The organism is Vibrio tasmaniensis (assembly GCF_024347635.1).
Lineage (GTDB): Bacteria > Pseudomonadota > Gammaproteobacteria > Enterobacterales > Vibrionaceae > Vibrio > Vibrio tasmaniensis.
On record NZ_AP025510.1, the window covers coordinates 90,394 to 115,189 of the forward strand.

Annotated in this window: 22 protein-coding genes; 17 read left to right on the forward strand and 5 right to left on the reverse strand. The window is 44.9% G+C overall.

Features of this window, described 5'->3' with window-relative positions; genetic code table 11:
- Positions 1-322: 322 nt before the first annotated feature.
- Positions 323-2,851, forward strand: a complete 2,529-nt coding sequence (locus OCV44_RS00400) for a class I adenylate cyclase (protein WP_139685714.1) — start codon at positions 323-325, stop codon at positions 2,849-2,851.
- 71 nt (positions 2,852-2,922) lie between these two features.
- Here OCV44_RS00400 and cyaY read toward each other — a convergent pair whose 3' ends face one another.
- Positions 2,923-3,237, reverse strand: a complete 315-nt coding sequence (gene cyaY / locus OCV44_RS00405) for an iron donor protein CyaY (RefSeq protein WP_139685713.1) — start codon at positions 3,235-3,237, stop codon at positions 2,923-2,925.
- 75 nt (positions 3,238-3,312) lie between these two features.
- On the opposite strand from cyaY, the gene lptM reads away from it, so the two are divergent.
- The 8 genes from lptM to OCV44_RS00445 all read left to right on the forward strand — a co-directional run bounded on the left by lptM (position 3,313) and on the right by OCV44_RS00445 (position 13,283).
- Positions 3,313-3,429 carry an LPS translocon maturation chaperone LptM gene (lptM, locus tag OCV44_RS22325; RefSeq protein ID WP_407829960.1) on the forward strand — a complete coding sequence of 39 codons (117 nt, stop codon included), beginning with the start codon at positions 3,313-3,315 and terminating at the stop codon, positions 3,427-3,429.
- A gap of 41 nt (positions 3,430-3,470) precedes the next feature.
- A complete protein-coding gene (gene lysA / locus OCV44_RS00415; RefSeq protein WP_009848209.1) occupies positions 3,471-4,724 on the forward strand; it encodes a diaminopimelate decarboxylase in 1,254 nt (417 codons plus the stop codon).
- Positions 4,725-4,735: 11 nt separating this feature from the next.
- The gene (gene dapF / locus OCV44_RS00420) at positions 4,736-5,566 is read left to right on the forward strand and encodes a diaminopimelate epimerase (protein ID WP_139685712.1); all 831 of its coding nucleotides are present in this window, start codon (positions 4,736-4,738) and stop codon (positions 5,564-5,566) included.
- A 43-nt stretch (positions 5,567-5,609) separates the two neighbouring features.
- Positions 5,610-6,308 carry a DUF484 family protein gene (locus OCV44_RS00425; RefSeq protein ID WP_086048530.1) on the forward strand — a complete coding sequence of 233 codons (699 nt, stop codon included), beginning with the start codon at positions 5,610-5,612 and terminating at the stop codon, positions 6,306-6,308.
- The gene (gene xerC, locus OCV44_RS00430) at positions 6,277-7,209 is read left to right on the forward strand and encodes a tyrosine recombinase XerC (RefSeq protein WP_139685711.1); all 933 of its coding nucleotides are present in this window, start codon (positions 6,277-6,279) and stop codon (positions 7,207-7,209) included. Before OCV44_RS00425 ends, xerC begins: the two co-directional genes overlap by 32 nt.
- A gap of 15 nt (positions 7,210-7,224) precedes the next feature.
- A complete protein-coding gene (yigB, locus tag OCV44_RS00435; RefSeq protein WP_139685710.1) occupies positions 7,225-7,941 on the forward strand; it encodes a 5-amino-6-(5-phospho-D-ribitylamino)uracil phosphatase YigB in 717 nt (238 codons plus the stop codon).
- A gap of 170 nt (positions 7,942-8,111) precedes the next feature.
- A complete protein-coding gene (locus OCV44_RS00440) occupies positions 8,112-10,610 on the forward strand; it encodes a bifunctional diguanylate cyclase/phosphodiesterase (RefSeq protein ID WP_139685709.1) in 2,499 nt (832 codons plus the stop codon).
- Between the two features lie 192 nt (positions 10,611-10,802).
- On the forward strand, positions 10,803-13,283 hold the full coding sequence (locus tag OCV44_RS00445) for a bifunctional diguanylate cyclase/phosphodiesterase (RefSeq protein ID WP_139685708.1): 2,481 nt from the start codon (positions 10,803-10,805) through the stop codon (positions 13,281-13,283).
- A gap of 180 nt (positions 13,284-13,463) precedes the next feature.
- Here the strand turns inward: OCV44_RS00445 and OCV44_RS00450 are convergent, their stop codons facing one another.
- Together OCV44_RS00450 and OCV44_RS00455 are read right to left on the reverse strand one after the other, a co-directional pair.
- Positions 13,464-14,060, reverse strand: a complete 597-nt coding sequence (locus tag OCV44_RS00450; protein WP_139685707.1) for a tRNA-uridine aminocarboxypropyltransferase — start codon at positions 14,058-14,060, stop codon at positions 13,464-13,466.
- Positions 14,061-14,062: 2 nt separating this feature from the next.
- Complete coding sequence (locus OCV44_RS00455; RefSeq protein ID WP_139685706.1) at positions 14,063-15,607, reverse strand: COG3650 family protein; 1,545 nt, start codon at positions 15,605-15,607, stop codon at positions 14,063-14,065.
- Between the two features lie 39 nt (positions 15,608-15,646).
- Here OCV44_RS00455 and OCV44_RS00460 point away from each other — a divergent pair, with 39 nt between their 5' ends.
- Positions 15,647-16,114: an EVE domain-containing protein gene (locus OCV44_RS00460; RefSeq protein ID WP_139685705.1), complete on the forward strand. Its 468-nt coding sequence runs from the start codon at positions 15,647-15,649 to the stop codon at positions 16,112-16,114.
- Between the two features lie 92 nt (positions 16,115-16,206).
- Here OCV44_RS00460 and OCV44_RS00465 read toward each other — a convergent pair whose 3' ends face one another.
- Both OCV44_RS00465 and OCV44_RS00470 read right to left on the reverse strand, forming a co-directional pair.
- The gene (locus OCV44_RS00465) at positions 16,207-17,034 is read right to left on the reverse strand and encodes a Cof-type HAD-IIB family hydrolase (RefSeq protein ID WP_139685704.1); all 828 of its coding nucleotides are present in this window, start codon (positions 17,032-17,034) and stop codon (positions 16,207-16,209) included.
- 186 nt (positions 17,035-17,220) lie between these two features.
- Positions 17,221-18,201: an alpha/beta fold hydrolase gene (locus OCV44_RS00470; RefSeq protein WP_139685703.1), complete on the reverse strand. Its 981-nt coding sequence runs from the start codon at positions 18,199-18,201 to the stop codon at positions 17,221-17,223.
- Between the two features lie 81 nt (positions 18,202-18,282).
- Here OCV44_RS00470 and rhtB point away from each other — a divergent pair, with 81 nt between their 5' ends.
- The 7 genes from rhtB to OCV44_RS00505 all read left to right on the forward strand — a co-directional run bounded on the left by rhtB (position 18,283) and on the right by OCV44_RS00505 (position 24,755).
- A complete protein-coding gene (gene rhtB / locus OCV44_RS00475; RefSeq protein WP_009848221.1) occupies positions 18,283-18,900 on the forward strand; it encodes a homoserine/homoserine lactone efflux protein in 618 nt (205 codons plus the stop codon).
- A gap of 45 nt (positions 18,901-18,945) precedes the next feature.
- Positions 18,946-20,166, forward strand: coding sequence for an EAL and HDOD domain-containing protein (locus OCV44_RS00480; protein WP_139685702.1), 1,221 nt, complete (start codon positions 18,946-18,948; stop codon positions 20,164-20,166).
- Positions 20,167-20,264: 98 nt separating this feature from the next.
- Complete coding sequence (locus tag OCV44_RS00485; protein WP_009848223.1) at positions 20,265-20,606, forward strand: metalloregulator ArsR/SmtB family transcription factor; 342 nt, start codon at positions 20,265-20,267, stop codon at positions 20,604-20,606.
- 101 nt (positions 20,607-20,707) lie between these two features.
- The gene (locus tag OCV44_RS00490; protein WP_139685701.1) at positions 20,708-21,709 is read left to right on the forward strand and encodes an ArsJ-associated glyceraldehyde-3-phosphate dehydrogenase; all 1,002 of its coding nucleotides are present in this window, start codon (positions 20,708-20,710) and stop codon (positions 21,707-21,709) included.
- A 23-nt stretch (positions 21,710-21,732) separates the two neighbouring features.
- Positions 21,733-22,239, forward strand: coding sequence for a cyclin-dependent kinase inhibitor 3 family protein (locus tag OCV44_RS00495; RefSeq protein ID WP_139685700.1), 507 nt, complete (start codon positions 21,733-21,735; stop codon positions 22,237-22,239).
- Between the two features lie 97 nt (positions 22,240-22,336).
- Positions 22,337-23,557 (forward strand): organoarsenical effux MFS transporter ArsJ, encoded by a 1,221-nt coding sequence (gene arsJ, locus OCV44_RS00500; protein WP_139685698.1) that lies wholly within the window; start codon positions 22,337-22,339, stop codon positions 23,555-23,557.
- Between the two features lie 184 nt (positions 23,558-23,741).
- Positions 23,742-24,755 (forward strand): acyltransferase, encoded by a 1,014-nt coding sequence (locus OCV44_RS00505; RefSeq protein WP_139685697.1) that lies wholly within the window; start codon positions 23,742-23,744, stop codon positions 24,753-24,755.
- Positions 24,756-24,796: the final 41 nt, after the last annotated feature.

Below are 24,796 nucleotides of genomic sequence, written 5' to 3' on the forward strand. Positions count from 1 at the left end.
TAATAGGCTAATCCTACCATTGTGAGGCGAAAATTCTTACTGTTTGATCATTCGATACTTTGATAGCAGGGGGAATTTCATGAGTTCACCAAAATAGTGTGATTGGTATCTCATTTGAAACATGGGCTATTATTAGAAATAGTCAATAAAGAGGACACTACGGCGCCGCGAGTTTTACTTTCAGTCATCAAGGGATTCGTAAGTATGACGGCGTCCTTTGCTTTACCGATAAGGGTAAAAGTGTTAAATTGATCACGTTTTGTTGCTGCTTTCGTTCAGTAACTAAACAGAAGTACACTTAATCTCAAACCAAGGACTTACCTTGCAGGCTTACACTCAAACTTTGATTCAACGATTAGACAATCTAAATCAGCAGCGCATTGATCGTGCGTTGGCGTTGATGAATGTGCAGGGCCAGCGAGTTTTTAACCTTATCCCCGCGCTGCTTCACTTCAATCACCCTATGATGCCTGGTTATTATGACCAACAAGTTCCTTTTGGAATTCGTAGCTTCACGCTTAATGAATTCCAAAAGCAATTTGTCTCTGATACTGAATTAACTCTGGGCGGAAAACTTACCGAGGCCGCTGAACCAGCAATCTTGGGTTTGTACACCATGGGCAGTACTTCGTCTATTGGTCAAAGTACCTCAAGTGATCTTGATATCTGGGTGTGTGTATCTCCAGATATGGATGGCGCATCTCGCGATAGCCTGACCAATAAATGTCTGCTTATTACTGATTGGGCTGAAACCTTAGGGGTTGAAGCGAACTTCTTTTTGATGGATGAAGAGCGTTTCCGCTCGAATCATTCTGAAGAGATGACCGGTGATAACTGTGGTTCTTCACAGCACTTACTACTGCTTGATGAGTTCTATCGCTCAGCCGTGCGTTTGGCTGGCCAGCGTTTGTTGTGGCAAATCATTCCGCCAGAAATGGAGGAGTGTTACGACGAGTATGTCCAAGGTTTATGTAATGATGGTTATCTTGATTGCTCGCAGTGGATCGATTTCGGCAAGCTGAACAGTATTCCTGCCGAAGAGTACTTTGGTTCAAATCTATGGCAGCTCTATAAGAGTATCGACTCACCGTATAAATCGGTATTGAAGGCGATCCTGTTAGAAGCGTATTCATGGGAATACCCAAACACCCAGCTGCTTAGTATTGATACCAAGCGTCGTTTCTTTGCAGATGAACCTGATCTGTATGGCATGGATAGCTACTATCTGATGCTTGAGAAGGTAACGCGCTACCTAGAACGTATTAATGACCACACTCGATTGGATTTGGTGAGACGCTGTTTCTATCTTAAGACCCATGAGAAATTGTCACGAGATGCGGGTAATGGTTCTGTCGCATGGCGCCGTGAAGCCTTAACCGAGATGACTAAGTCTTGGAATTGGGGACATGAAACCATTGTTGAGCTCGACAACCGCCGTAACTGGAAGGTTGAACAGGTTAAGGTGGTGCACCATGCACTGCTTGATGCCTTGATGCTGAGCTACCGTAACCTGATTCAATTTGCGCGTCGTAACGACATCACTTCAGCAATCAGCCCACAAGATATCAGTATCTTGGCTCGTAAGCTTTATGCTGCGTTTGAGGTGTTACCAGGCAAAGTGACGCTATTGAATCCACAAATATCTCCGGATCTTCATGAGCCAGACTTGAGTTTTATCGAAGTTTGTCAGGGCCAGTCGAACAAGGCTGGTTGGTATTTGTATAAGCAGCCGCTGGTAGCACATCGCATTCTTGGTCAGCCTTCTCTTGAGCACCATGAGTATTTGAGTAAGTTGGTTGCTTGGTCGTTCTTTAATGGCCTGATTACGGAGTCGACGCGTTTGCACTCTGTGGTGCGTGATGCTCATATTGACATTGATAAATTTTATCAAATGGTGAGCGACCTCCGTAATACGTTTTCTTTGCGTAAGCGACGTCCTAGTATGCAAGCGCTCGCGAGCCCGTGTGAGATTAGCCAACTGGCGATGTTCATCAACTTTGAAAATGACCCGACTTCCGAGTTAAGTGGTCGAGAGTTAAAAGTTGATCTCAAAAATGCGGATATCTTCAGTTTTGGTGAAGAAGGTAAAAGCTTAGTCGGCAGTGTTGATTTAGTTTACCGCAACTCTTGGCACGAAGTTCGTACACTTCATTTCCAAGGCGAAACCGCGATGTTGGACGCGTTGAAGACAGTACTGGGTAAAATGCACCAGGATGCGTTGCCGCCAGAGTCGGTCGATGTGTTCTGTTACAGCAAAAACCTACGCGGTGTGATGCGTAATATGGTGTATCAACTGCTTGCTGAGTGTATCGACTTGCGATTAAAACCGATTGAACCAGAGAAGCGTCGCCGTTTTAAAGCTATTCGCTTAGCTAATAAGATGTTTGGTCTATTCTTCGAACGTCGCGGTGTATCGGTACAGATGCTAGAAAACTCGGTCGATTTCTATCGCAGTATCTCAACGAATAAGTTGAAGGGTTCTCCTTTACTGATGCTTGATAAAGAACAGGAGTATCAGCTGCCTGAGGTGGTTGATGGTTTTGCGAGTGAAGGCTTAATCCAGTTTTTCTTCGAAGATACTGACAAAGGTTTCAATATTTATGTATTGGACGAGTCGAATCAGGTTGAGGTGTATCATCAGTACAGCGGTGAAAAAGATGAGATGATCGCGAGCGTGAATTCTTTCTACACTTCAGTAAAAGATGAGTCGAAGGTGTCATCTAAGTTGATTAACTTTAATTTACCTCAGTACTACCAAATTGTTCATCCTGAAGAAGGCAACTCTTATGTGGTGCCATATCGTAACGATGCGACTTTAGCTTCTCGGAGCTCAAAGATAGTCAATATCTAGTCTTACTAAGATTGATTGATATTAAAAAAGGAGTGATTGATTCACTCCTTTTTAGTTTTGCTTACAAATGATTAGACCCAATTAATCTCTTCATCTGCGTGCTTTTCGCATTCTTCTTTGACCATCTCAAACAACTCCATGCCCGTCTTTGAACATGTCCACTTGTCGTCAACCAACTTGAAGTGAAAGCCGCCTGATTTAGAGGCTAACCAGATCTCACGCATTGGTTCTTGGCGATTGATGATAATTTGGCTGCGGTTTTCAAACTCTAACGTCATCACGTTACCAGTCACTTCGTAATCAATATCTGCCTCTGATTCATCGATTGCTTCTTCGATGTTTTGCATCTGTATATCGACCAACTTATGAAATTCAGTCTCGTTCATCCTTTCTATCCTATTGCTTTTCCTGAGTGTGGTGCGATTATAGGGGGCATTGAGTTAATAATCACGATGTGCAAAATGAAAAAACTAATTACCGCTCTGTTTATGGTGTCCGTTATTGGACTTTCTGGTTGTGGTCAAACGGGTCCTTTGTATGATCCTGATGAAGTTCAACAGACCGAACAATCACAATAAGTGAAACACGCAGAAATCGTTATTTATAAGGGATAAGAACTTTGGATTACTTCAACTATCAGGAAGATGGCCAGCTTTGGGCTGAGGACGTCGCACTTTCACAACTAGCAGAGCAATATGGTACACCGTTGTATGTATATTCTCGTGCCACATTAGAACGTCACTGGAACGCGTTTGACTCATCGGTAGGTGAGCACCCGCATTTGGTGTGTTACGCCGTTAAAGCTAACTCGAATCTAGGTGTGTTGAATACCTTAGCTCGTTTGGGGTCTGGTTTTGACATCGTTTCCGGTGGTGAGCTAGAGCGTGTGGTTGCTGCAGGTGGCGATCCGGCGAAAGTTGTTTTCTCTGGTGTCGGCAAAACTGCCGCAGAAATGAAGCGAGCGCTTGAGTTGAACATTAAATGTTTCAACGTAGAGTCTGAACCAGAACTGGAGCGACTGAATAAAGTTGCCGGTGAACTTGGAGTTAAAGCGCCGATTTCACTGCGAATAAACCCAGATGTTGATGCCAATACTCACCCTTATATTTCTACAGGTCTGCGTGACAACAAATTTGGCATCGCCTTCGATCGCGCTCCTGCTGTTTATGCGTTTGCAAAAACACTCGATAACTTGTCTATCCATGGTATTGATTGCCACATCGGCTCTCAGTTAACGGATATCGAACCTTTCATCGATGCCACTGATCGCTTGCTTGCGTTGATCGACCAACTACGAGCTAACGATATCAATATCAAGCACCTTGATGTTGGCGGTGGTTTGGGTGTGGTTTATCGTGATGAATTACCACCACAGCCTTCGGATTACGCGAAAGCCTTGTTGGCGCGACTAGACAATCATTCTGATCTAGAGCTGATTTTCGAGCCTGGAAGAGCGATTGCGGCTAACGCTGGTGTATTATTAACAAAAGTTGAGTTCCTTAAGCCAACAGAGCATAAGAACTTTGCCATTATCGATGCGGCAATGAACGACCTGATGCGCCCTGCACTTTACCAAGCTTGGCAAGATATTGTTCCAGTTAGCCCACGTCAGGGTGAAGCTGTGACTTACGATTTAGTTGGCCCTATCTGTGAAACGGGTGACTTCCTAGGTAAAGATCGTGACCTTGTTCTTGAAGAGGGCGATTTACTCGCTGTTCGTTCAGCAGGTGCTTATGGCTTCGCAATGTCATCTAACTACAACACTCGTTCGCGTGCGGCAGAAGTGATGGTTGATGGCGATAAAACTCACTTGGTTCGTCAGCGTGAAGAGCTTACGAGTCTGTGGGAACTTGAAAACATTCTTCCGGAGTAATTTTAAGCGTTATGCACTTCCACTTTTCTAAAATGCATGGTTTGGGCAATGATTTCATGGTCGTGGACTGCATTACTCAAAATATTTTCTTTTCTCCAGATTTGATTCGTCGTTTGGCGGATCGTCACACTGGTGTGGGTTTCGACCAGCTACTTGTCGTTGAAGCTCCCTATGACCCTGAAACTGACTTCCATTACCGCATATTCAATGCAGATGGCAGTGAAGTGGAGCAGTGTGGCAATGGTGCGCGTTGTTTTGCTCGATTTGTTCGTATGAAAGGCTTAACGAATAAGTACAGTATCAACGTGAGCACCAAGAAAGGAAAAATGGTTCTCAAAATTGAAGAGAATGATTTAATCACTGTCAACATGGGTATTCCTGAGTTCGAACCGGGCAAGATTCCATTTAAGGCGAAGCAGCCAGAAAAGACGTATATCCTCAGAACGGATGTACACACCTTGTTCTGTGGTGCGGTTAGCATGGGTAACCCACATGTGGTTACCGTGGTTGATGACGTCGATACCGCAGATGTGGATACCTTAGGTCCACTGCTTGAATCTCATGAACGTTTTCCTGAACGTGTTAATGCTGGCTTTATGCAGGTGGTTAATCGTGAAGAGGTTCGCCTGCGTGTTTATGAACGCGGTGCGGGTGAAACTCAGGCGTGTGGTAGTGGTGCATGTGGCGCAGTTGCCGTTGGTATTACTCAAGGCTTACTGGCTGAGAATGTGAAGGTTCGTCTACCTGGTGGTGACTTACACATTAGCTGGCAAGGCCCTGGGAAACCTCTGTTGATGACTGGTCCAGCAACGCATGTGTTTGATGGTCAACTTTCTTGCTAATAACGATATAACAAATAGATTTATAAAAAATAAAGGATAGGTTTTGTCTTACGTTGAAGGCGACACTCTGACTGCAGAAGTGGTTGCGGAATATTTACGTGATAACCCAGATTTCTTTCAAAACAGGAAAGATTTGGTTGATCGCCTTGCTATTAATAATGTTGAGCAGGGCGCTGTTTCTCTAGTTGAGGTTCAGCTTAAACGCCAGCGTCATAGAATCGAAGAGCTGGAAGAAGAGATCACTGGCTTGATGTCACTAGCGGCGAATAACGATAAAACTTTCTATGAATTCATGGATCTGCAAACTCAAGTGTTGAAATGCAGTGACTTCATTCAGGTTATCAAGGCTGTTGAACAAAAAGCGTTGGAACTAGGGCTTAAGGCTCATGTACGAGTTCTCTCACAATTAGGTTTTTATCAGCTGAATGAAGAGCGTTACTCTAAATTTTCACTTAACCATTTCAATGGCAAAGATGCTTATCTAGGGCGATTGAGAAAGGCAGACAGACACGATTTGTTTGGTGATTATCCAGTTCCAGAACTAGGCTCTTATGTAGTGCTACCCCTTGCTAAGCGATCTCCACTGGGTGTACTCGCTTTTTCTAGTGAAGATGGCGGACACTTCCAGCCTCATATGGATACGCTCTTTTTACGCCATTTAGCACTTGTTGTCGCTCATTTGGCGGACACTTTACCTTGGCAGATAAATAATGAGCCTAGAGCCCAAAATACCTCTTCCTAACAGCCTTCAAAAGCCGCTTTCTCGCTTCTATGAATATCTCAGAAGCGAGAAGGGACTCAGCTTACACACCCAACGTAACTACAAACAACAACTTGAAACCATGGCCGCTCATTTAGTCACTCTCGGACTAACGGATTGGGCTCAAGTCGATGCAGCGTGGGTAAGACAACTTGCAAGTAAAGGCATGCGTGAGGGAATGAAGGCGAGCAGTATTGCTACTCGCTTATCGTCACTGCGCAGCTTCTTTGATTTCCTTGTCTTGCGTGGTGAAATGACCGCCAATCCAGCCAAAGGGGTTTCAGCACCTCGCAAACAACGTCCTTTGCCTAAAAACCTTGATGTTGATGAAGTCGGGCAGCTGCTCGATGTGAATGAGGACGACCCACTGTCAATTCGTGACCGAGCGATGATGGAAGTGATGTACGGTGCTGGATTACGACTGGCCGAGCTGGTCGGTATCAATCTTAAAGATGTGTTGGGTCGACAAGGCGAAATCCGAGTGATTGGTAAAGGCGACAAAGAACGCAAAGCCCCTTTTTCTGGTTTAGCGAAAGAGTGGGTTGATAAATGGCTCAAAGTTCGTGGTGAACTCGCTTCGCCGGGTGAAACCGCTCTGTTTGTATCGAAGTTAGGGACTCGTATCTCTCATCGCAGCGTGCAAAAGCGCATGGAAGAGTGGGGCAAGAAGCAATCTGTCGCGAGTCACATCAGCCCGCATAAACTGCGTCACTCCTTTGCAACGCATGTACTGGAGTCGAGCCAAAACCTTCGTGCGGTTCAAGAGTTGCTCGGGCATGAAAACATCTCGACAACCCAAGTGTACACTCACTTAGATTTCCAACATTTAGCACAAGCTTATGATCAGGCTCACCCGCGAGCTCGTAAGAAGAATAAAGATTAGATTAAAGGTTTAACTATGCGAATTTATCGAGGGTTAAAGCCCATCAAAGCCATGACCTTTGATTTGGATGATACCTTGTACGACAACTGGCCTGTGATCATGAAGGTTGAGAAAGAGATGGCGCAGTGGCTTTATCAAAAGCATCCTGTGTCTGCTTCTCTTTCGTTAGAAGAGTGGCAAGGTATCAAACAGCAAGTCGCCTTTGAAAACCCAGCGTTAAAACATGATGTCACTGTCTGGCGTGAAACACAGATTAAGCGTGGTTTGCTGCAACTGGGGTATTCTCAGCAGCAAGCAGAGCAAGCTGCTCGTGAGGGGATCGAACATGCCTTGTGGCTGCGTAATCAAGTCGATGTGCCACAAGAAACGCATCGAGTGATGACTGAGCTGAGCCTACGTATTCCTTTAGTTGCGATTACTAATGGCAATGTCGACCCACATAAAATTGGCTTGGGGCAGTACTTCCAATTAATCCTTAAAGCCGGTCCTGACGGCAGAGCAAAACCCTACCCAGATATGTTTGAAAAAGCGCAGCAATACCTAGATTGTGACGCTGAGAATATTCTTCATGTCGGCGATCATCTTAGAACGGATGTTTACGGAGCTAAGCAAAATGGTTTCCAAGCATGCTGGTTTAATGACACTGGTTCCAATTTATACCACTCCCCAAAGGCAACACTGTTGCCTGATGTTGAAATAGAGCAACTCAGTGATCTAATACGATTAATTTAGTGGGCTGTTGTAAGCTTATTGTGTCGCATTTATGAGATTGAATTGTTACATTAGTCACAATTTAATGCCTGTTTAGGCTAGGATATTTGGCAACTACTTTTTATTGAAACTTTACAGTTGTAGCAGTAGTTGTGGGTTCTCACTTCACTCAACTTAGAACAAGGGTTGGCATGCAAACATTTACATTTCTCGCAAATACTGAGGAGTTATTTAAGTCTCAATTTGATCGGCGAGAGTGGTGTGACAGCAAACAGTACCTTATTCAAATTTTCTCTGCTCAATCCCCAGATATCGCTCGTCGAATAGCGAATGCAGCCCTCAATCGCATAGAGCATGCGACGTTAATTGGTCAGAGCGCCCGCTATGTTATTAGTGATAACGGTCTCAAGAGTCAATGTACCTTAGTCGTTGTCAGTGAATTTAATGATACCCATTTAACGTCTACCGTTCAGAAATTTACCGGAATCCCAAACCAAGACAGCCTAGATCTCGTTTCTCATTTAAGCCTTACTAAAAAAACCAAAACGGTTATCAGCTTGTGCGATCAGGTTGAAGGGCGTGATTACCCTATCTATAGCGCCTTTGAAAACCTACCCTATACATTGCCTGTTGCTGGTGGCTTGTGTCATGAGAATGAATACGGGCGCTGGGTTATGCATAACGGACAGATCTACCAACACGCTTGTGTGGCGGTGGCTCTGACTAACCCTAGCTTGAAGGTTTGGTCGGATGCGTATTCTGAGTGGAACCCAATTGGGATGAAACTGCGAGTGACACACGCAGTCGGAAATCGTTTATATGCGTTGAATGACAAGCCGGCTATCGAGGTATTCAAGCATTACCTTGCTGATGGTAAAGATCTCCCTTTCAGTCAGCTAATGAGCTTCCCACTGTATCGAGAAATCGGCAGAAAGAAGGGCATCTCGACGCCTTTACGTATTAATGATGATAGCAGTATCGAATTTGATAGCCCTTGGCATGTCGGCGAAGAGGCCCAGTTTTGTTATAACCACCCTTCTTTGACCGCAGAAAAAGTACGTCACGGCGCAGAGATGCTTGCCATGCATCAGCCTGAATCTGTGATCATCTATAATTGTGTCTCTCGACTTGAATTTATTGATAGTAAACTTGAGTTAAAGCCATTTGAGGGGATAGTCAACGCGTGTGGTGCATATTGTATGGGCGAGCTATATCGCAACGACGATCGCCAAGAGATACTGCATCACAGCCTCACTTATATTGCGATGAGAGAGTCGGACGAGATTAATGAGTTTCGTTGTGAAGATTTCCAGCGTGAGTCAACGGTATCGCCACTGCTAAACCTAGTCAGAAATGCGGTCGCTGACCTCGACAGTATGAACACTCAGATGGAGAATAAACTCCATCAACAAGCACGTCGCTTAACTGAAAGTTATCGTATTGACTCCCGCACCGGGCTACCCAACCGTATCGTATTAAAAGAACGCCTCAATACGATTTTGTTCAATGAACATCTGTTGACGCTGAAGCTGACTAATTTTCATCAAGTTAACGAAAAATACGGTTATCAAGTGGGTGATCAATTACTGCTTGATCTGTCGAATCATTTTGTCGAACGGTTACACCTTAGTGTGGCTAAGGAATCCAAGGTAAAGGTTGAGCTGTTCAGTATTGGTGTCGGTGAGTGGGCGATCATCTTTAACGCGAGTATTGATAGCGTGAAGATAGAACAACGTTTCGTTGAGTTTGCTGATGGCATTGAACACATTAATTTTGAACCATATGGATTAACCGACATAGACTATCTTTCGGTTTCCCTGTGTGGTGGTTTCGCTAGTCGTTGTGATTTTTTAGCGGATAGCGGCGATGAGATCTTATTGAAAGCGATTGAAGCTCGACGCTACGGGGTGCGGAATAATACTCACATCACTAATGCTAAAAATATTCAGGTGAGCGAGGAAGACCGTAAAGAGCAACTAGGCTGGCTGAGCTGTGTAAGCCGTGCAATCTTAGATCAGAACATCATCACTTACTCACAACCGATTGTGGCGTCTGGTTCTCACGAAATGATTGGCCAAGAGTGTTTGGTTAGAATCATGGAGTCAGACGGTACTATTGTGCCACCAGGTAAGTTCTTGCCTATCATTGCTGACACACATCTCTATACGCGCCTTAGCCGACACATGATTAGAAACACCATTGGCTACATGGCGAATAAGCAAAGCTCTTTTTCAATCAACCTATCCCCACAAGATTTGCTGAGTGACAAGACGCTTGAAGTTCTTGAGTCCGCGATCAGTGGTATGAACGATCCTACTCGACTTGGCCTAGAGGTTCTCGAGTCTGAGCAGATCAAAGATTATGGTCGCATGATAGAAGTGTGTGATCACTTCCGTGCTCTCGGGGCGAGAATCATTGTTGATGACTTTGGCTCTGGTTATTCTAATATTGATGAGATCATTAAGCTTGAACCGCAGATTATTAAGCTCGACGGCAGCCTGATTCGCAATATCGACAAAGACCATAAGCAAAGAAATATCGCCTCTCAGTTAGTACGCTTGTGTCAGGTGTTTAACGCCAAAACAGTTGCCGAATTTGTCCATAACCAACAGGTTTGTGAGATTGCAGAGCAAATGGGTGTCGATTATCTACAAGGTTATTACTTTGGTGAGCCTAAGCGACTGTTTTAGTTATTAAAGCTATCAAGACGTTAACGTTACTTGCTTTTAAAGTGCTTCACTGGTACAGATGGTGGCTTTTTAGTGAAATGAATGATGTCTAACTAACGTCACATTATTTATAAGACGATTGTAAGTATTCCGTGCAAGCTTTATCTATAATAAGCACAATAACAAATCATTAACGTAACGATTAATGTGAATATGCAATCGACCTCTTTCCAGATACAAGACATTAAGCACACCCAGCGTGAATTGGAAAAGATAGATTTTCATCAACATGAAGATCTACTGATTCAGGTGTTTTCTTCTTTCGAGAAAGATTCGGTGTTGGCTGCCTGCCAAGTAATTCAGTCGAATTTCCCCAATGCTAAATTGATTGGTTGTAGTGCTAATCACTACATCAGCCAAGGTGAAATCCTACATCAAGGTCTCTATGTTATTATTACTCGCTTTGAGGCGACGTCTTACACTTATGGTGTTGTCGAATATAGCGAGCAGCCTCGACGAGATAGCCAAGCGATGTGGCAGCAGCTTGAATGTAATGCTGATACTCAAAGCATCATTTGTTTCGCCGATCGCTTACAGATAAATAACCAAGATCTATTTTCAGCGTTTGAGCAGTCGATATATTCATTACCTATTTGTGGTGGTGCATCGACTATCACAGATCATGGGCGATGGGTGATGCTAGACGGTATTTGCTATGAAAATGCCTATGTCATGTTGGCGCTGCACAGTGTTGATCTCGCAATTTGTAAAGGTTATTACTGCGAATGGAACCCGATCGGCCGTACCTTCCGAGTGACTGGTGCTCAAGATAATCGGCTTGCTGAATTGGACGGCATGCCAGTCCGAGAAGTCTATAACCGCTATCTCGCTGATGGTCTCGAAATTCCTTTTGAGCAACTGTATAACTTCCCCTTGATGGTTGGCGATCCAAAGGACCAGAACACTTACTTACCGCTCAAGGTGACAGAGTGTGGAGAGATAGAATTCAGTGGGTCGTTTCAGATTGGTGATGAGGTCCGGTTTTGTTATGACCACCCGTCATTGACCCTAGAGCAAGTCCGATTGGGCGTTCAACAGGTTGCTTCCCATAAACCACAACAGTTTTTTATCTACAACTGTACCTCTCGTATTGATTTCATTGATGGCAACCAAGAGGTTGAGGTTTTCCAAACATTGGCGGACACACATGGTGTGTATTGCATGGGAGAGCTTTATCAAGATAATGGCCAGCAACGAATCTTGCATCATAGCCTCACATATCTTGCACTGAGGGAAGGTGTAGGCAAGGCGGTATTGCCATTAGAGACACAACCCGCGACCAATATTTCTCCTCTGTTCTCATTGATACGAAATGCTCTGCTTGATGTTGATGACATGAACAACAGTATGGCGAGTAAGATTCAACACCAAGCAACGGCATTGACTGCGAGCTACCGAATTGATCACCGTACTGGTTTGCCTAACCGAAGCGTACTGCGTGAAAAACTGTCAAAAATGAGTACCGATAGTCATTTGTTGGCTTTGAAAGTCACCACATTTGGCCAAATCAATGAGAAGTATGGCTATCGAGTCGGTGACAAGCTTCTGCATGATTTAAGCGAGTATTTTCAAAAGGCGCTGTGGCAGTTCTTTGATGAGGGATGCCAGCTCTATAGCATTGGTATTGGTGAGTGGGCGGTGGTGTTTGATAGCTGGGCGAGCCAAGAACATATTCATCAGCGATTCTCGGAATTTGCAGATCAAACCGAACATGTGAATTTTGAACCAACGGGATTACCGGATATCGATTATCTTTCGGTTTCGGTTTGTGCAGGTATTGCCAGCCGTCGAGATTTTCCTACGACCTCTATTGATGACTTATTGTTAAAGGCGATTGATGCAAGGCGCAGTGCCGTGAGTCAGAATAAGCATCTAGTGAGTGCCAAGACGCTCATTCAATTGGAGAAGCATCGGCAAGAACAGCTTGGTTGGCTGTCGTGTGTCAGTCGCGCGGTGCTCAATCAGAATATTGTGGCGTGTTCCCAACCTATTGTCTCAGCGCACAGTCATCAGGTAGAAAGTTATGAGTGCTTAGTTCGAATTGAAGAGGATGGTCAGTTGATTGCGCCGGGTAAGTTCTTGCCAATCATTGAAGGTACCCATCTTTATACACGTCTGAGTCGTCAGATGATAACGCGCACCTTTGACTTTATGAGTCAGCGAACCGATTCGTTCTCAATTAATTTAGCGCCACAAGGCTTCAGCAATGAGAAAACCATTCTTCACCTTGAACAAGCCATCAAAAAAATCAGCCACCCACAGCGTATTGGTTTAGAGGTGTTAGAAACCGAACAAATTCAGGATTACGGTCGCTTGATCGAGGTGTGTAATCACTTCCGAGATCTTGGTGTGAATATTATTGTCGATGACTTTGGGTCGGGCTACTCGAACATTGATGAGATATTGAAACTGGAACCACAAGTCATAAAGCTTGATGGCAGTTTAATTCGGAATATTGATAAAGATAAGAAACAGCGTAAGATCGCTCAGCAACTGGTGAGTTTGTGCCAGATACTGAACGCTAAAACAGTTGCGGAGTTCGTACATAATGAACAGGTGTGTCGAATCGCAGAGGATATGGGTGTCGATTACCTGCAAGGTTACTACTTTGGTCAGCCTCAACGCTTATTCTGATAGGGAGAGTAAAATCTCTTTTCAACGAACAGCCAGAGTGTGCGTTTCACGTGAAACACTAAATGGTTCAGTAGATTAAAGTACGATGTAAAAAGGGTGAGCTCATGGCTCACCCTTTTTGTTTTCAGTATTTGTCCCTTCCTGAAATGTGTCTATTGTCTTCCCGCGCTCTTGCTTGATCTATTTGAGAGCATGGCCACATTTGTCGGCGTGGAAAACTTTTAGATACTGTTGGTAGTAGTCATCAATGAGCTTGGCAGGTTCGCTTTCACCTAAAGATTTGAGCAATTCAATGCCCACTTCGCAAGTGCACAAATGGCCACTGTCTTGATTGCGGCGCAAGGTGTAAGAGGATTCGCTGGTGATGTCGAGGTGAACTTGTGGGACAGCTTGTAACCACGAGCTCTTGTTAAGCATCTTCTTCGCTTCTTGCCATGTGCCATCCAAGATAATGAATAGCGGTTTTCGACTCATGGGTTGGGTCATCACTGCTTGCTGACACTCAATACTCTTGTCACTTGGGAATAAAAGAAATGGTTGTCGTGTTTCATCTTCAAGCAGTGCCACTAGCTCTGCTTGTGGTGTTTTCCTTTGCCATACCAAGGACTGACACTGCTCAAGGGATTGCTGAAGCAACTTTCCGGTGTTGGTGTCTCGTGACAGCTCATTCTCATGAGTTAATAGTACAAGATCGGTTTGGCTTTCGACCGTCGGTATGAGATGACAAACGCACTGGTGAGTGAAGCCACAACCATGGCAAGCTTTTTGGTTACTCATGTTTACAGCTTCACTCCACTTTGTGCGGGTGAGATACCATCAGCAAACAAAACCACATCGCTGATATCAGCATCATTTGCAATTGGAGCAACACTTGGGTTTAGCGGGTAGCTGACACCAGAGTAGGACAATGTGTGTTTCGCAGGTGTTGCACCGCCGCCGCTGACATTGAAGATCAGATCCTGCCAGCCGTGGTTTTGCGATTTACCTAAGCGTATGTCGCCCTTAACCAGTGTCACTCGGCTATTGAAGCGCCAGTTATCTTGATGGTTTTCGAAAATTAGCAGGGTACAGCCACCAGAACCACACCAATCGAGCTGGGCGAACAGCTCTTCTTTGCCGTCGCCGTTGAGGTCGTAAGTTAACCAGCGGTATTTGGTGTCGTCAGGTGAGCTGTTGTTGATCTTAAAATACTCGCGGATCGCTTGGTCGACTTTTGGATCAAGTTGATCACTGGAGTTGACCTGCTTAGCGGTTAGATCAACGTTAGCGGGGGTGTTTGCTTGCGCTTGCGCACTCTTAGCTTCGAATAGCACCAGACCGCCATTGGCAATCGGATATACCACGTTGCCCACTTTCTCTTTCTCAGCGACGAGCTTTCCTTTATCGAGCGTGAAGATGCGCTCAGAGATCAAATACTGTTGCTGGTGGCGAGTCATAACCACTTGTACCTGATTTTGGTTCAGTTGCTGCCAGAAGCCCTGTTCAACAATAGAAGGGTCTCCATTGCTGTAAGAGTATGTCGTAATGGCGCTGTGGTCATCGTTGAGCTCAAGGTTGATAGAGAATCCAGTGTTCTGCGTTGAGATCGCGAAGTAGAGCCCACTCCAGTCCAGCGTTGAGTCTTGGTTAGAGACTGTCGCACAGCCATTATAGTTACTGTCATTGAGGTTAAGCTTGGCATGCCATCCATAGATAGAATCACTCATGCCGTCGCTACAACTCTCTTTGGTAAGGTTGAGTTTGCCTTGCGCTGCTTTACCTTCTAATTGGTAATCACGACTGCTTGGTGTGGTGCGGCTTGATTCAATATCGAGGTTCTGTGGCTGTTCGCCCATCTTGGTGTATTTCAGCTGATCTTTATCGAAGGTTGCTGACCAGAAGGGTTCATTACCGAATACTCGTGTTGAACGCAGTGGTTGGTCACAACGATTAGGGTTTTCTGCGGTTAGGATATTCACTTGATCAACCACGAAGCGTGCGGTGAAATCGGCATTGTATCCCGTTTGGCTCGGCACGGTGAGATGGCCGATAAGCTCGCCGTATAAGGCTTGATAAGGTCTAGTAGTCAGCCCTTGTGCTTCTAGCGCTAACTCTGGTGATAAATCTAACCAGTATTGTTGTTGGCTGCCGCAAGGCGTGAAAGTTCTACTTTCATGACCAACCACAACTTGACCACGCATGATGAAGGTTTGCGGTTGAATGCTCAGTGGTTCATCTAGGGTTGCTGGTGGTAATTCAGGTTGTTGTGGCGTATCTGGCGCCGATACACAGCCTTGTAAAGCGAATGCGACTAGCCATGTCATTGGGTTTTTCATTACCTTCATGTTATATCTTCCTCGGAGCAACCGTTAATTGGATTTATTATGGCATATTGGTTATTTAAAACAGAACCCGACACCTTCTCTATTCAGACTCTTAGAGTGCAAAAAACCTCTTGTTGGGAGGGTGTACGCAACTATCAGGCTCGAAACATGATGCGTGATGACGTCAAGCTTGGCGATCTGGTGATGATATACCATTCATCATGCAAAAAAGTTGGCGTAGCAGGGATCGCAAAGGTAACCAGAGAAGCCTACCCAGACCATTTTCAATTCGATCCCGAGAGTGATTACTACGATGCCAAGTCTTCACCCGATAATCCGCGCTGGATTATGGTGGATGTCGAGTTTGTGCGAGTGACTGAGCGCTTGATCCCTCTGGCGACGCTTAAAGTTATGCCTGAGCTCGCCGAAATGCCTCTGGTTAAACGAGGCAACCGCTTATCCATCATGCCTGTTACTGAACAGGAGTGGCAGGCGATCTTAGGAAAAGAAGTACTCGGCTCTCGTTAGCGTTAGAGGAAGCTTTTAGCGTAAGGTTCAAAAAAGGCAGCCACTGGCTGCCATTTTATTTATTTAGATCTCTTCGACGAGACAAGACAAGATTATAGCAGGTGCTTTTCTAGGTAGTGAGCAACGGCGTCGTCTGCGTTGCTGCCAATTACTTCATTGTGTGGCAAAGCTTTGAGGACTTTCTCATGCGATGTACCCATCACTAAGCCTTTTCCAGCCATTGAAAGGAGTTCGACATCGTTCATGCCATCACCAAAGGCAATACAGTTCTCAAGTTCTAGGTCTATAGATTGTGCAACGGCTTGTAGCGCATCACCCTTAGACACTTCAGCGGCCATCACTTCTAAACACCAAGGTGTTGAGAAGGCGATATTCAGTTTGTCACCAAACTGCTCGTTCAATTTATCTTCGAACGGAACAAGGTGTTCATGTTCTTGATTTGGGTGAGTACAGAAGATTTTAGCAATGCCTTCGGTCGGCGCATTGTCGACGTCATACAGTCGGTATGTAAAACCAGTTTGATCGTGGAAATTCTTCATGGTTTCGTCTTCACGGTTTAGCAACCATTCATCGTTCATGTAGATATGAATAAAGATCTCAGGGTCTTGTTTGAGAACATCAACTACGCTTTGTACAAGATCCACTGGCAGGTTTTTGGCATACATCTGGTTGTCGTCTTGATCATGCACACGCGCGCCGTTCGAGGTGATCATGTAAGCGGGGATGCCTGTCTGTTTACGAATGCCTGCAACATCAACATGGTGTCGGCCAGTAGCGAAGACAAAGGTATAACCTTGTCCATGTAACTTCGTGAGTGTCTGCTTAGTAAAGTCGCTGAGCTGATGGTTTGGCGCTAACAGCGTACCATCTAAATCGGAGGCAACAATTTTCACGGAATCTTTTAGTGCAGGAATAGTCATTTAACCCTCATTGCAAAATGCTTAACTAAAATCGACACTAGCCAACGCTAGCATTCTCTTTAACTACAATATCTTTACTTGGAAATTGTATGCCAAATTTGCGTAAGAAAAGAGGGCAAAGCTTGCTTACTTCTCTTCCTCTTTAGCACCTCAATTCTTAAAGGCTTGTCTTTTTAATCGTCCTCGTTAAGCAAAGAATTGATTGATAGCATCCAGTGTCTGATTGCGATATTTATCTTGCTCAAACAGCACCTCATGTCGAGAGCCCTCAATCACCTTAAACTGGCAATCAGAGTTGGTTTTTTTCAGCTTATTGATGAACTTCATTTGAGCATCGTTACTGACAATTTTTTCTTCCCCAGCTTGAATTAATAGCAGAGGGATCTTGATTTGACGAGTTTGTTGTATCGCCTGCTTGGCTGCCATTAACCCTTGCCATACCCAGCGAGTACTTGGTCCGCCAACCTGCAAAGAAGGGGAACCGTCATATAAGCAACGGAACCACTGATAACGCACCTTGCTGTGGCTTAGTAAGTTATTTTCGAAGGGCTTCGAGTAGTACGCCTGTTGCCCGGGTGCATAAGTCGGCTTGGCATAGAAAGCGGTGAGTGCTTGCCCAACAAGCATTGCGATAGGCTTGAAGTACCATTCAGTATTGATCCCAAACATCGGAGCGCACAGAGTGACTTTGTCAAACGGGTGGTTGGGATGAGTTTGCAAGTAGCGAGTGGCGATTGTACTGCCCATCGAATGTGCGAGCAGGTAGCGATTGGAATACTTGCTAAGATCAAAACTGGCAATAATGTCAGACATATCTGATACGTAATCATCAAACTCGTGAATGTGACCAATGTCAGAGTCTGTTACCATACGTTCCGACTGACCTTGACCTTGGTGGTCAAATGAATAAACGTCATAACCTTGCTGATAGAAATCATAAAAGAGCTCTTGGTATTTTAAGCAGCACTCGATGCGACCATTTGAAATAACAATAGCTTTGGTGTGTGTCGGAGAAGTTAAGCTACACCAGTACAATCTTTTTTTACCAGATGATGTAACATAACCATCCTTTCGTTGTTGCCAAAGGGTGGAGATCGGGTGTTTAATCGCTTGCTCGAACTCAGGTTCTTGCGTGTATGAAAACAGGGTGGGACTGTGGTTTTCCATGGGAAATTACCTGAACTGATGCATGTGAGAGCGTCATCGCTACTAATGTTGTTAGATTAAAGAACTAGTAAGGAAATGCAAATGGATACTCATGTTTGGCTTGCTTATGTCGTCACGGCGATTTTGTTTAGTTTGGCACCGGGCTCAGGTACCGTTAACTCAATCAGCAATGGGCTCAGCTATGGCACCAAGAAGTCACTTGCGTCGATCGTAGGCTTACAGCTCGGTCTTGCATTTCATATTATGCTGGTGGGAGCGGGTATTGGTGCACTAGTGGCAAAATCCGCCTTGGCATTTACCATCATCAAATGGGTGGGCGTGGTTTATCTTCTATGGTTAGGCATTCAAAAGTGGCGTGATAAGTCTAGCTTGGTGGCTTCAGAAGAAAAATCAACGCTATCGAGTGGCAAGCTGCTCAGAAATGCAGTGCTTATCAATTTGACTAACCCAAAATCTATCGTGTTCTTAGTTGCTCTGTTTCCGCAATTTATCGATCCGACACAACCGCAAGCACCGCAGTTGTTGGTGCTCGGAGTGACCACTGTATTTATTGATAGCGTGGTTATGTTGGGTTACACCTCATTAGCTTCACAAATGGGACGTTTTATTCGCTCAGATCGCATAATGGGTAAGATAAATAAAATATTTGGTGGTATGTTCATGGGCTGCGGCGCTTTGCTGGCTGCTGCCAAAGCTTAATGAAAGTAACAGAGTTATAGTTAAATTAATTAGAGTTATCAATAAATGACCGCTACGTACGTTGCTCGACAACCTATCTTAAACCGTAACAAGAACACGCTTGGTTATGAGCTGCTGTTTCGTGACGGTGATAGGAATGCCTACCCCGCGCATATTGAGTCTAACCGAGCAACGTATCGCCTGATCGTTGAAAACTTCTTGTCAGTTGGGCTTAACCCTTCGATCCCATCTTCACGCTGCTTTATTAATTTTCCGTATCAAAGCTTGATTCGTCGTCTTCCAATGAGCTTACCGAAAGATAAGGTCGTAGTTGAGATTCTTGAAACCTGCCAACCGACCGATGAGCTATTAGAGGTAATCAAAGAGCTTTATCAAGCAGGGTATATGATTGCCCTAGATGACTTTACTTCGACACCTGAGTGGGAACGTTTCCTTCAATATACGCATATTGTTAAGCTTGATATCATGCAGATGGGGTTGGATTCGGCGTGTGAGTTAGTCAAAAAGCACGAAGGGAAGAAGTATAGTTTTCTTGCTGAGCGGGTTGAAACGGAACAAGAGTTCCAACAAGCGAAAGAAGCAGGGTTTAAGTTTTTCCAAGGCTATTTCTTTAGTAAGCCCGAAATTATAAAGACTAAGTATATTAGCCCAGAGCAAGTGATAGCGATGGAGCTATTCCAAGAGGTCTGTAAGCCGGATGTCGACTTCCAACGTGTTGAAAGCATCGTCGCGAAAGATATTGCCTTATCCTATAAGCTTCTGCGCTTTGTGAACACTATGTCACCCCGCCTTGAGGTCACCATCTCTTCATTTCGTCAGGCCTTGGTTTATTTAGGGCAAGAGAAATTGAAAATGTTTGTCTCGCTAGCAGTAGCGTCTTATGTCTCTGATAAAAAGCCCAAAGAGCTGTATGGCCTGTCTTTGCAACGTGCGCAGTTTTGCCAACGGATGTCTCGTTACCAAGTATTTAAAGGGCATACTGAACAAGCCTTTATGATTGGTTTGTTCTCATTACTTGATGCGTTGCTCGATCTGTCGTTAGAGAACTTAATTGAACAATTACCGTTATGCGCAAGTATCAAGGTTGCTTTGCTTCGAAGAGAGGGGCCATACGGCACCCTACTGGCACTTGAAGAAAGTTTTGAACATGCAGATTGGCAACAAATTGATGAGCATTGCGCTGATCTAGGACTTAATGTCGAGCAAGTAAAAACAGAGCTTACCGAAGCGCGACGGTGGAGCCATATTGTTACCAACAAACTCTGATATTCTTCGTTAAACTTTTATGACAATGAAAACGCACGCCTTGACGTGCGTTTTTTTACAACTAATATATATGCATATCCATATATGAGTATGTAGTTATGCTTCCTCACCAATTTTTTAAATTACTGTCTGATGAAACGCGAGTGCGTTGCTTAATGTTGATTGTGCGCCAAGAGTGCCTATCTGTTGGTGAGTTGACTCAGGCATTACAAGAAAGTCAGCCAAAGATTTCCCGTCATCTTGCGCAGTTGCGTTCAAACGGAATTTTAACTGACGTTCGCCAAGGGCAGTGGGTGTTCTACCGTCTGTCACAAGATTTACCGGGTTGGATGCTAAAGTTAATTGATGACCTTATCGCATCGAACTGTTTGAAAACTGAATACCAACAGGATATTGAGCGCCTAGAAGCCATGACTTCACGCCCTCAATGTTGCGTTTAAATACATTTAAATTTATTGCCAAAATCGTTGAGATTGCAGTTAGGCATAGACAACAACGCTGCGGCTTCAGATATGAAGGCAATTAACTGAGAGAAAAGAGTATGACAGTCAAAGTAGGTATTAATGGTTTTGGCCGTATCGGCCGTCTAGCACTTCGCGCAGCATTCGATTGGGCTGAGCTAGAGTTTGTTCAAATTAACGATGTAGCAGGCGATACAGCAACACTGGCGCACCTTCTTGAGTTCGATTCGGTTCAAGGTCGCTGGAACCACGAAGTCACGGTTGAAGGCGATGAGATGATCATCAATGGTCAACGCATTAGAACTACGCAAGAGCGCGATATTGATGCTGTTGATTGGTCTGGTTGCGATGTTGTTCTTGAAGCGACCGGTGTTCACCGTAAAACCTCTTTCCTTAATAAATACCTAGAGCAAGGCGTGAAGCGTGTTGTGGTATCGGCACCAGTAAAAGAAGAAGGCATTGCAAACATCGTAGTTGGTGTGAATGACGCTATCTTCGATCCAGCAGTACATAAAATCGTAACCGCAGCATCTTGTACAACTAACTGTCTCGCGCCAGTGGTTAAAGTGATTAACGAGAAGTTGGGTATCGAAAACGCAGCCTTTACCACTATTCACGATCTCACCAATACGCAAACTATTCTTGATGCGCCCCATAAAGACTTACGCCGTGCACGAGCATGTGGCATGAGCCTTATCCCGACAACAACGGGCAGTGCAAAAGCGATTGTTGAGATTTTCCCGGAGCTTGAAAATCGTATTAATGGCCATGCGGTTCGTGTACCACTAGCGAACGCTTCTCTGACCGACATCATCTTCGAAGTGAAGCAAGACACCACAGCTGAAGAAGTCAACGCGATGCTGAAAGAAGCGTCTGAGAATGAATTGAAAGGCATTCTTGGCTTTGAAGAGCGTCCCCTGGTTTCTATCGATTACAAAGGCGATCAACGCTCAACGATCGTAGATGCGCTATCAACCATGCTAGTCGGTAAGCGCATGGTTAAGATCTACGCTTGGTACGACAACGAGATGGGCTACGCAACACGTACTGCTGAGTTAGTTCGCACCGTTGGTCTGGCTTAATTTACAAGATTTTTAAGAGATAGATGATGACAAACTCTCAAGTACACCCAACATGGCAACTAGATCTAGAAACTGGTGCGTTAGTGCTTACTCCGTGCCCAGGCACTAAAGGCGCTGATCTCGATGCATCGTTAACGCAACTGAAAGCACAAGGCGTTGAAGCTATCGTGACAGCACTTGATGACCATGAGCTTGCAAGCAAAGACGTTGCGGCACTTGGTGAGAAGACACGTGCGCTAGGCATGCAGTGGTTCCAAATCGAAATCGAAGACGATTGTGCACCGGGTACCGATTTTGCTGCGAAATGGCAAGCGGTGAGCCCTGTGCTACACCAAATTGTGGATAACGGCGGTAAGGTAGCGATGCATTGCATGGGCGGTTCTGGCCGCACTGGTTTACTGGCTGCACACCTGTTGTTAGAGAAGAGCTGGGACATGAACAAGATTGTTCAAGAGGTGCAGGCACTGCGTCCGGGCGCATTTACTAAGCCCATTCAGGTTGAATACATTAATGGCGTAGCGAACAGCTAATAAACCATTGTTGTTATACAAGGGGCTTTTGGTATCTGGAGTGTTGAACTTATCATGATCCAAAAGCTCTTTTTGTTTAGATTGCAGAGATAGCGTTATGTTTTCAAATCTAAGTAAGAGCGTTCGCCAATACATGTTGGTGACCTTTAACTACTGGAACTTCACCATTACTGATGGTGCACTTCGTATGCTGGTGGTCTTGTATTTCTATGACCTTGGCTACAGCTCGTTAGAGATCGCCTCACTGTTCCTTTTCTATGAATTCTTTGGTGTGGTAACTAACCTAATTGGCGGCTGGTTAGGGGCACGTCTTGGCCTCAATAAAACCATGAATATTGGGCTCGGGATGCAAGTCGTCGCCTTGGGTATGCTCGCGGTGCCAACCGAAATGTTGACTATCCCTTGGGTTATGGCGGCGCAGGCTTTGTCTGGTATTGCTAAAGACCTCAATAAGATGAGTGCTAAGAGCTCAATCAAAACCTTAGTCCCTGATGAACAACAAGGTGCGCTTTATAAGTGGATTGCGATTCTGACTGGATCTAAGAATGCACTCAAAGGTGCAGGGTTCTTTATTGGAGGTTTACTGCTTTCGACGATTGGCTTCCAATACGCAGTGCTAGCAATGGCTGCTGTGCTGACATTAGTTTTCATAGGTAGCTTGGTGAGCTTAGAAGCAGACATGGGTAAAGCGAAAACCAAACCCAAATTCAAACAGATCTTCTCTAAGTCTGAATCCATCAACATCCTATCGGCGGCGCGTATGTTCCTATTTGGTGCTCGTGACGTGTGGTTTGTGATTGCTCTACCGATTTATCTGGGCAGCGTGTTTGGTTGGGACCACTCATGGGTCGGTGGCTTCTTGGCGGCCTGGACTATTGCTTACGGTTTTGTACAGGGCATCGCACCTAAGATTACCGGTAAAGCGCAAGGCAAGGTGCCAGATGGACATGCAGCGCTATTGTGGGCGGGTGCATTGGCTATCGTGACTGCCGGTATTGCCTATGCGGTGCAAATTGGCTGGCAACCAGAGCTAGTTATCATCGGTGGATTGATGGTATTTGGTGCCATCTTTGCGGTGAACTCATCACTTCACTCATACCTGATTGTGAGTTATGCGAAAGGCGATGGGGTTTCTCTTGATGTCGGTTTCTACTACATGGCAAACGCGATGGGTCGATTGATTGGCACGATATTGTCGGGCTTGGTATTCCAAATGGCCGGTTTGTCTGCGTGTCTGTGGGTATCCTTCGTATTCTTAGCGATAACAACGGTGATCTCTCTGCGTTTACCTAAAGTGCCGCAAATCTCAGCGGCATAAGCTTCAGCCGCATGAGCCTCATTTGTAAGAGTGAAAGTCGCATAAGCTTAAGTCGGATAACTTAGAGTCGAATAAGTTAAATTCGCGATAAGTATCTTCTTTAACACTTAGCTGACTTGGTATTTATTCCGGTCAGCTTTTTTATTGCTATAGTAGAATGATTGAATATTAATCAGGCATTTACATGAAGCAGCGAATTTTCTTTTTTGATTTAGCACGATGTGTCGCGGCCATAGCTGTTATCGCGATTCATGTTTTGGCGCCTTATCGTAATGAATTAAGCTCCATTCCTTTCGGTGAGTGGCTGACTGCCATTACGGTGAATGGTTTCAGTCGCTGGGCAGTGCCTGTGTTCATCTTGATTTCTGGTGCATTGATGCTGAGTGATCAGCGCCCGTTTGACGCTAAATACTACCTCAAGCGCCGTCTGGGTAAGGTACTGATCCCATTCATTGTTTGGTCGCTTTTCTATACCTACCTATCAGGTTGGTCGCTAATGGGTTTTGATGCGGACGTCAGTTGGGAGGTTTTGCTCAATAGTTATCATCACTACACGTACTATCACCTTGGTTTCTTCTATTACTTCATCCCACTCTACTTTGTGATTCCTTTTTTACAGATCATGGTCAGAAAGTACGGTGATAGATCTGTCTATGCCTTTACGGCTGTATGGTTGTTCACAACGCTATTGTTCTTATTGAAAATCGATGGCCCTTGGAGTCACGAGTTGTGGTTGTACACCGGGTACTTACCGTTGGGTTACCTGCTGTATAAGATGGTTCCACTTAACAAGATGACTGTCGGCGTGAGTGTGTTACTTGGTGGATTAGCGTTACTGACCACGGTTTATATGGTGGTTGATGCAAGTTTGGTCGCAGAAGAGTACACGGTAGGGCGTTGGTTATCTTACAAGACGTTGAACACCGTATTAGCGGCGAGCATGGTGTTTATGGTGTGCCGTTACTATGGTGAAGGCTTGTCTGAGAAGAGCAATCAAGTGGTTGGTTTTATCAGTAAACACAGCTTAGGTATTTATCTGCTGCACCCGATTTTCTTATGGCCAATGAAAGAGTTCGGTTGGTACCAAGGACACCCTGCTTGGGTTATTCCATTATGGATCGTGATCAGCGGAGCTGGCGCGTTATGGATGAGCTGGTTGGTCTCTAAGTCAGAGAAAACACGTTGGTTATTGCCTTAGCGGTGGGTGCTAAGGCTTTCTGATGGATTGCTTAGAAGATA

Bases quoted from the DNA above. Each gene is read 5' to 3' on its own strand.
- dapF (WP_139685712.1), top strand. From the start codon at position 4,736: ATGCACTTCCACTTTTCTAAAATGCATGGTTTGGGCAATGATTTCATG.
- OCV44_RS00495 (WP_139685700.1), top strand. From the start codon at position 21,733: ATGATGACAAACTCTCAAGTACACCCAACATGGCAACTAGATCTAGAA.
- OCV44_RS00490 (WP_139685701.1), top strand. From the start codon at position 20,708: ATGACAGTCAAAGTAGGTATTAATGGTTTTGGCCGTATCGGCCGTCTA.
- OCV44_RS00470 (WP_139685703.1), bottom strand. From the start codon at position 18,201: ATGGAAAACCACAGTCCCACCCTGTTTTCATACACGCAAGAACCTGAG.
- yigB (WP_139685710.1), top strand. From the start codon at position 7,225: ATGCGAATTTATCGAGGGTTAAAGCCCATCAAAGCCATGACCTTTGAT.
- rhtB (WP_009848221.1), top strand. From the start codon at position 18,283: ATGGATACTCATGTTTGGCTTGCTTATGTCGTCACGGCGATTTTGTTT.
- OCV44_RS00485 (WP_009848223.1), top strand. From the start codon at position 20,265: ATGCTTCCTCACCAATTTTTTAAATTACTGTCTGATGAAACGCGAGTG.
- OCV44_RS00450 (WP_139685707.1), bottom strand. From the start codon at position 14,060: ATGAGTAACCAAAAAGCTTGCCATGGTTGTGGCTTCACTCACCAGTGC.
- OCV44_RS00465 (WP_139685704.1), bottom strand. From the start codon at position 17,034: ATGACTATTCCTGCACTAAAAGATTCCGTGAAAATTGTTGCCTCCGAT.
- cyaY (WP_139685713.1), bottom strand. From the start codon at position 3,237: ATGAACGAGACTGAATTTCATAAGTTGGTCGATATACAGATGCAAAAC.
- OCV44_RS00445 (WP_139685708.1), top strand. From the start codon at position 10,803: ATGCAATCGACCTCTTTCCAGATACAAGACATTAAGCACACCCAGCGT.
- OCV44_RS00460 (WP_139685705.1), top strand. From the start codon at position 15,647: ATGGCATATTGGTTATTTAAAACAGAACCCGACACCTTCTCTATTCAG.
- xerC (WP_139685711.1), top strand. From the start codon at position 6,277: ATGAGCCTAGAGCCCAAAATACCTCTTCCTAACAGCCTTCAAAAGCCG.
- lptM (WP_407829960.1), top strand. From the start codon at position 3,313: ATGAAAAAACTAATTACCGCTCTGTTTATGGTGTCCGTTATTGGACTT.
- OCV44_RS00505 (WP_139685697.1), top strand. From the start codon at position 23,742: ATGAAGCAGCGAATTTTCTTTTTTGATTTAGCACGATGTGTCGCGGCC.
- OCV44_RS00480 (WP_139685702.1), top strand. From the start codon at position 18,946: ATGACCGCTACGTACGTTGCTCGACAACCTATCTTAAACCGTAACAAG.
- OCV44_RS00455 (WP_139685706.1), bottom strand. From the start codon at position 15,607: ATGAAGGTAATGAAAAACCCAATGACATGGCTAGTCGCATTCGCTTTA.
- OCV44_RS00440 (WP_139685709.1), top strand. From the start codon at position 8,112: ATGCAAACATTTACATTTCTCGCAAATACTGAGGAGTTATTTAAGTCT.
- arsJ (WP_139685698.1), top strand. From the start codon at position 22,337: ATGTTTTCAAATCTAAGTAAGAGCGTTCGCCAATACATGTTGGTGACC.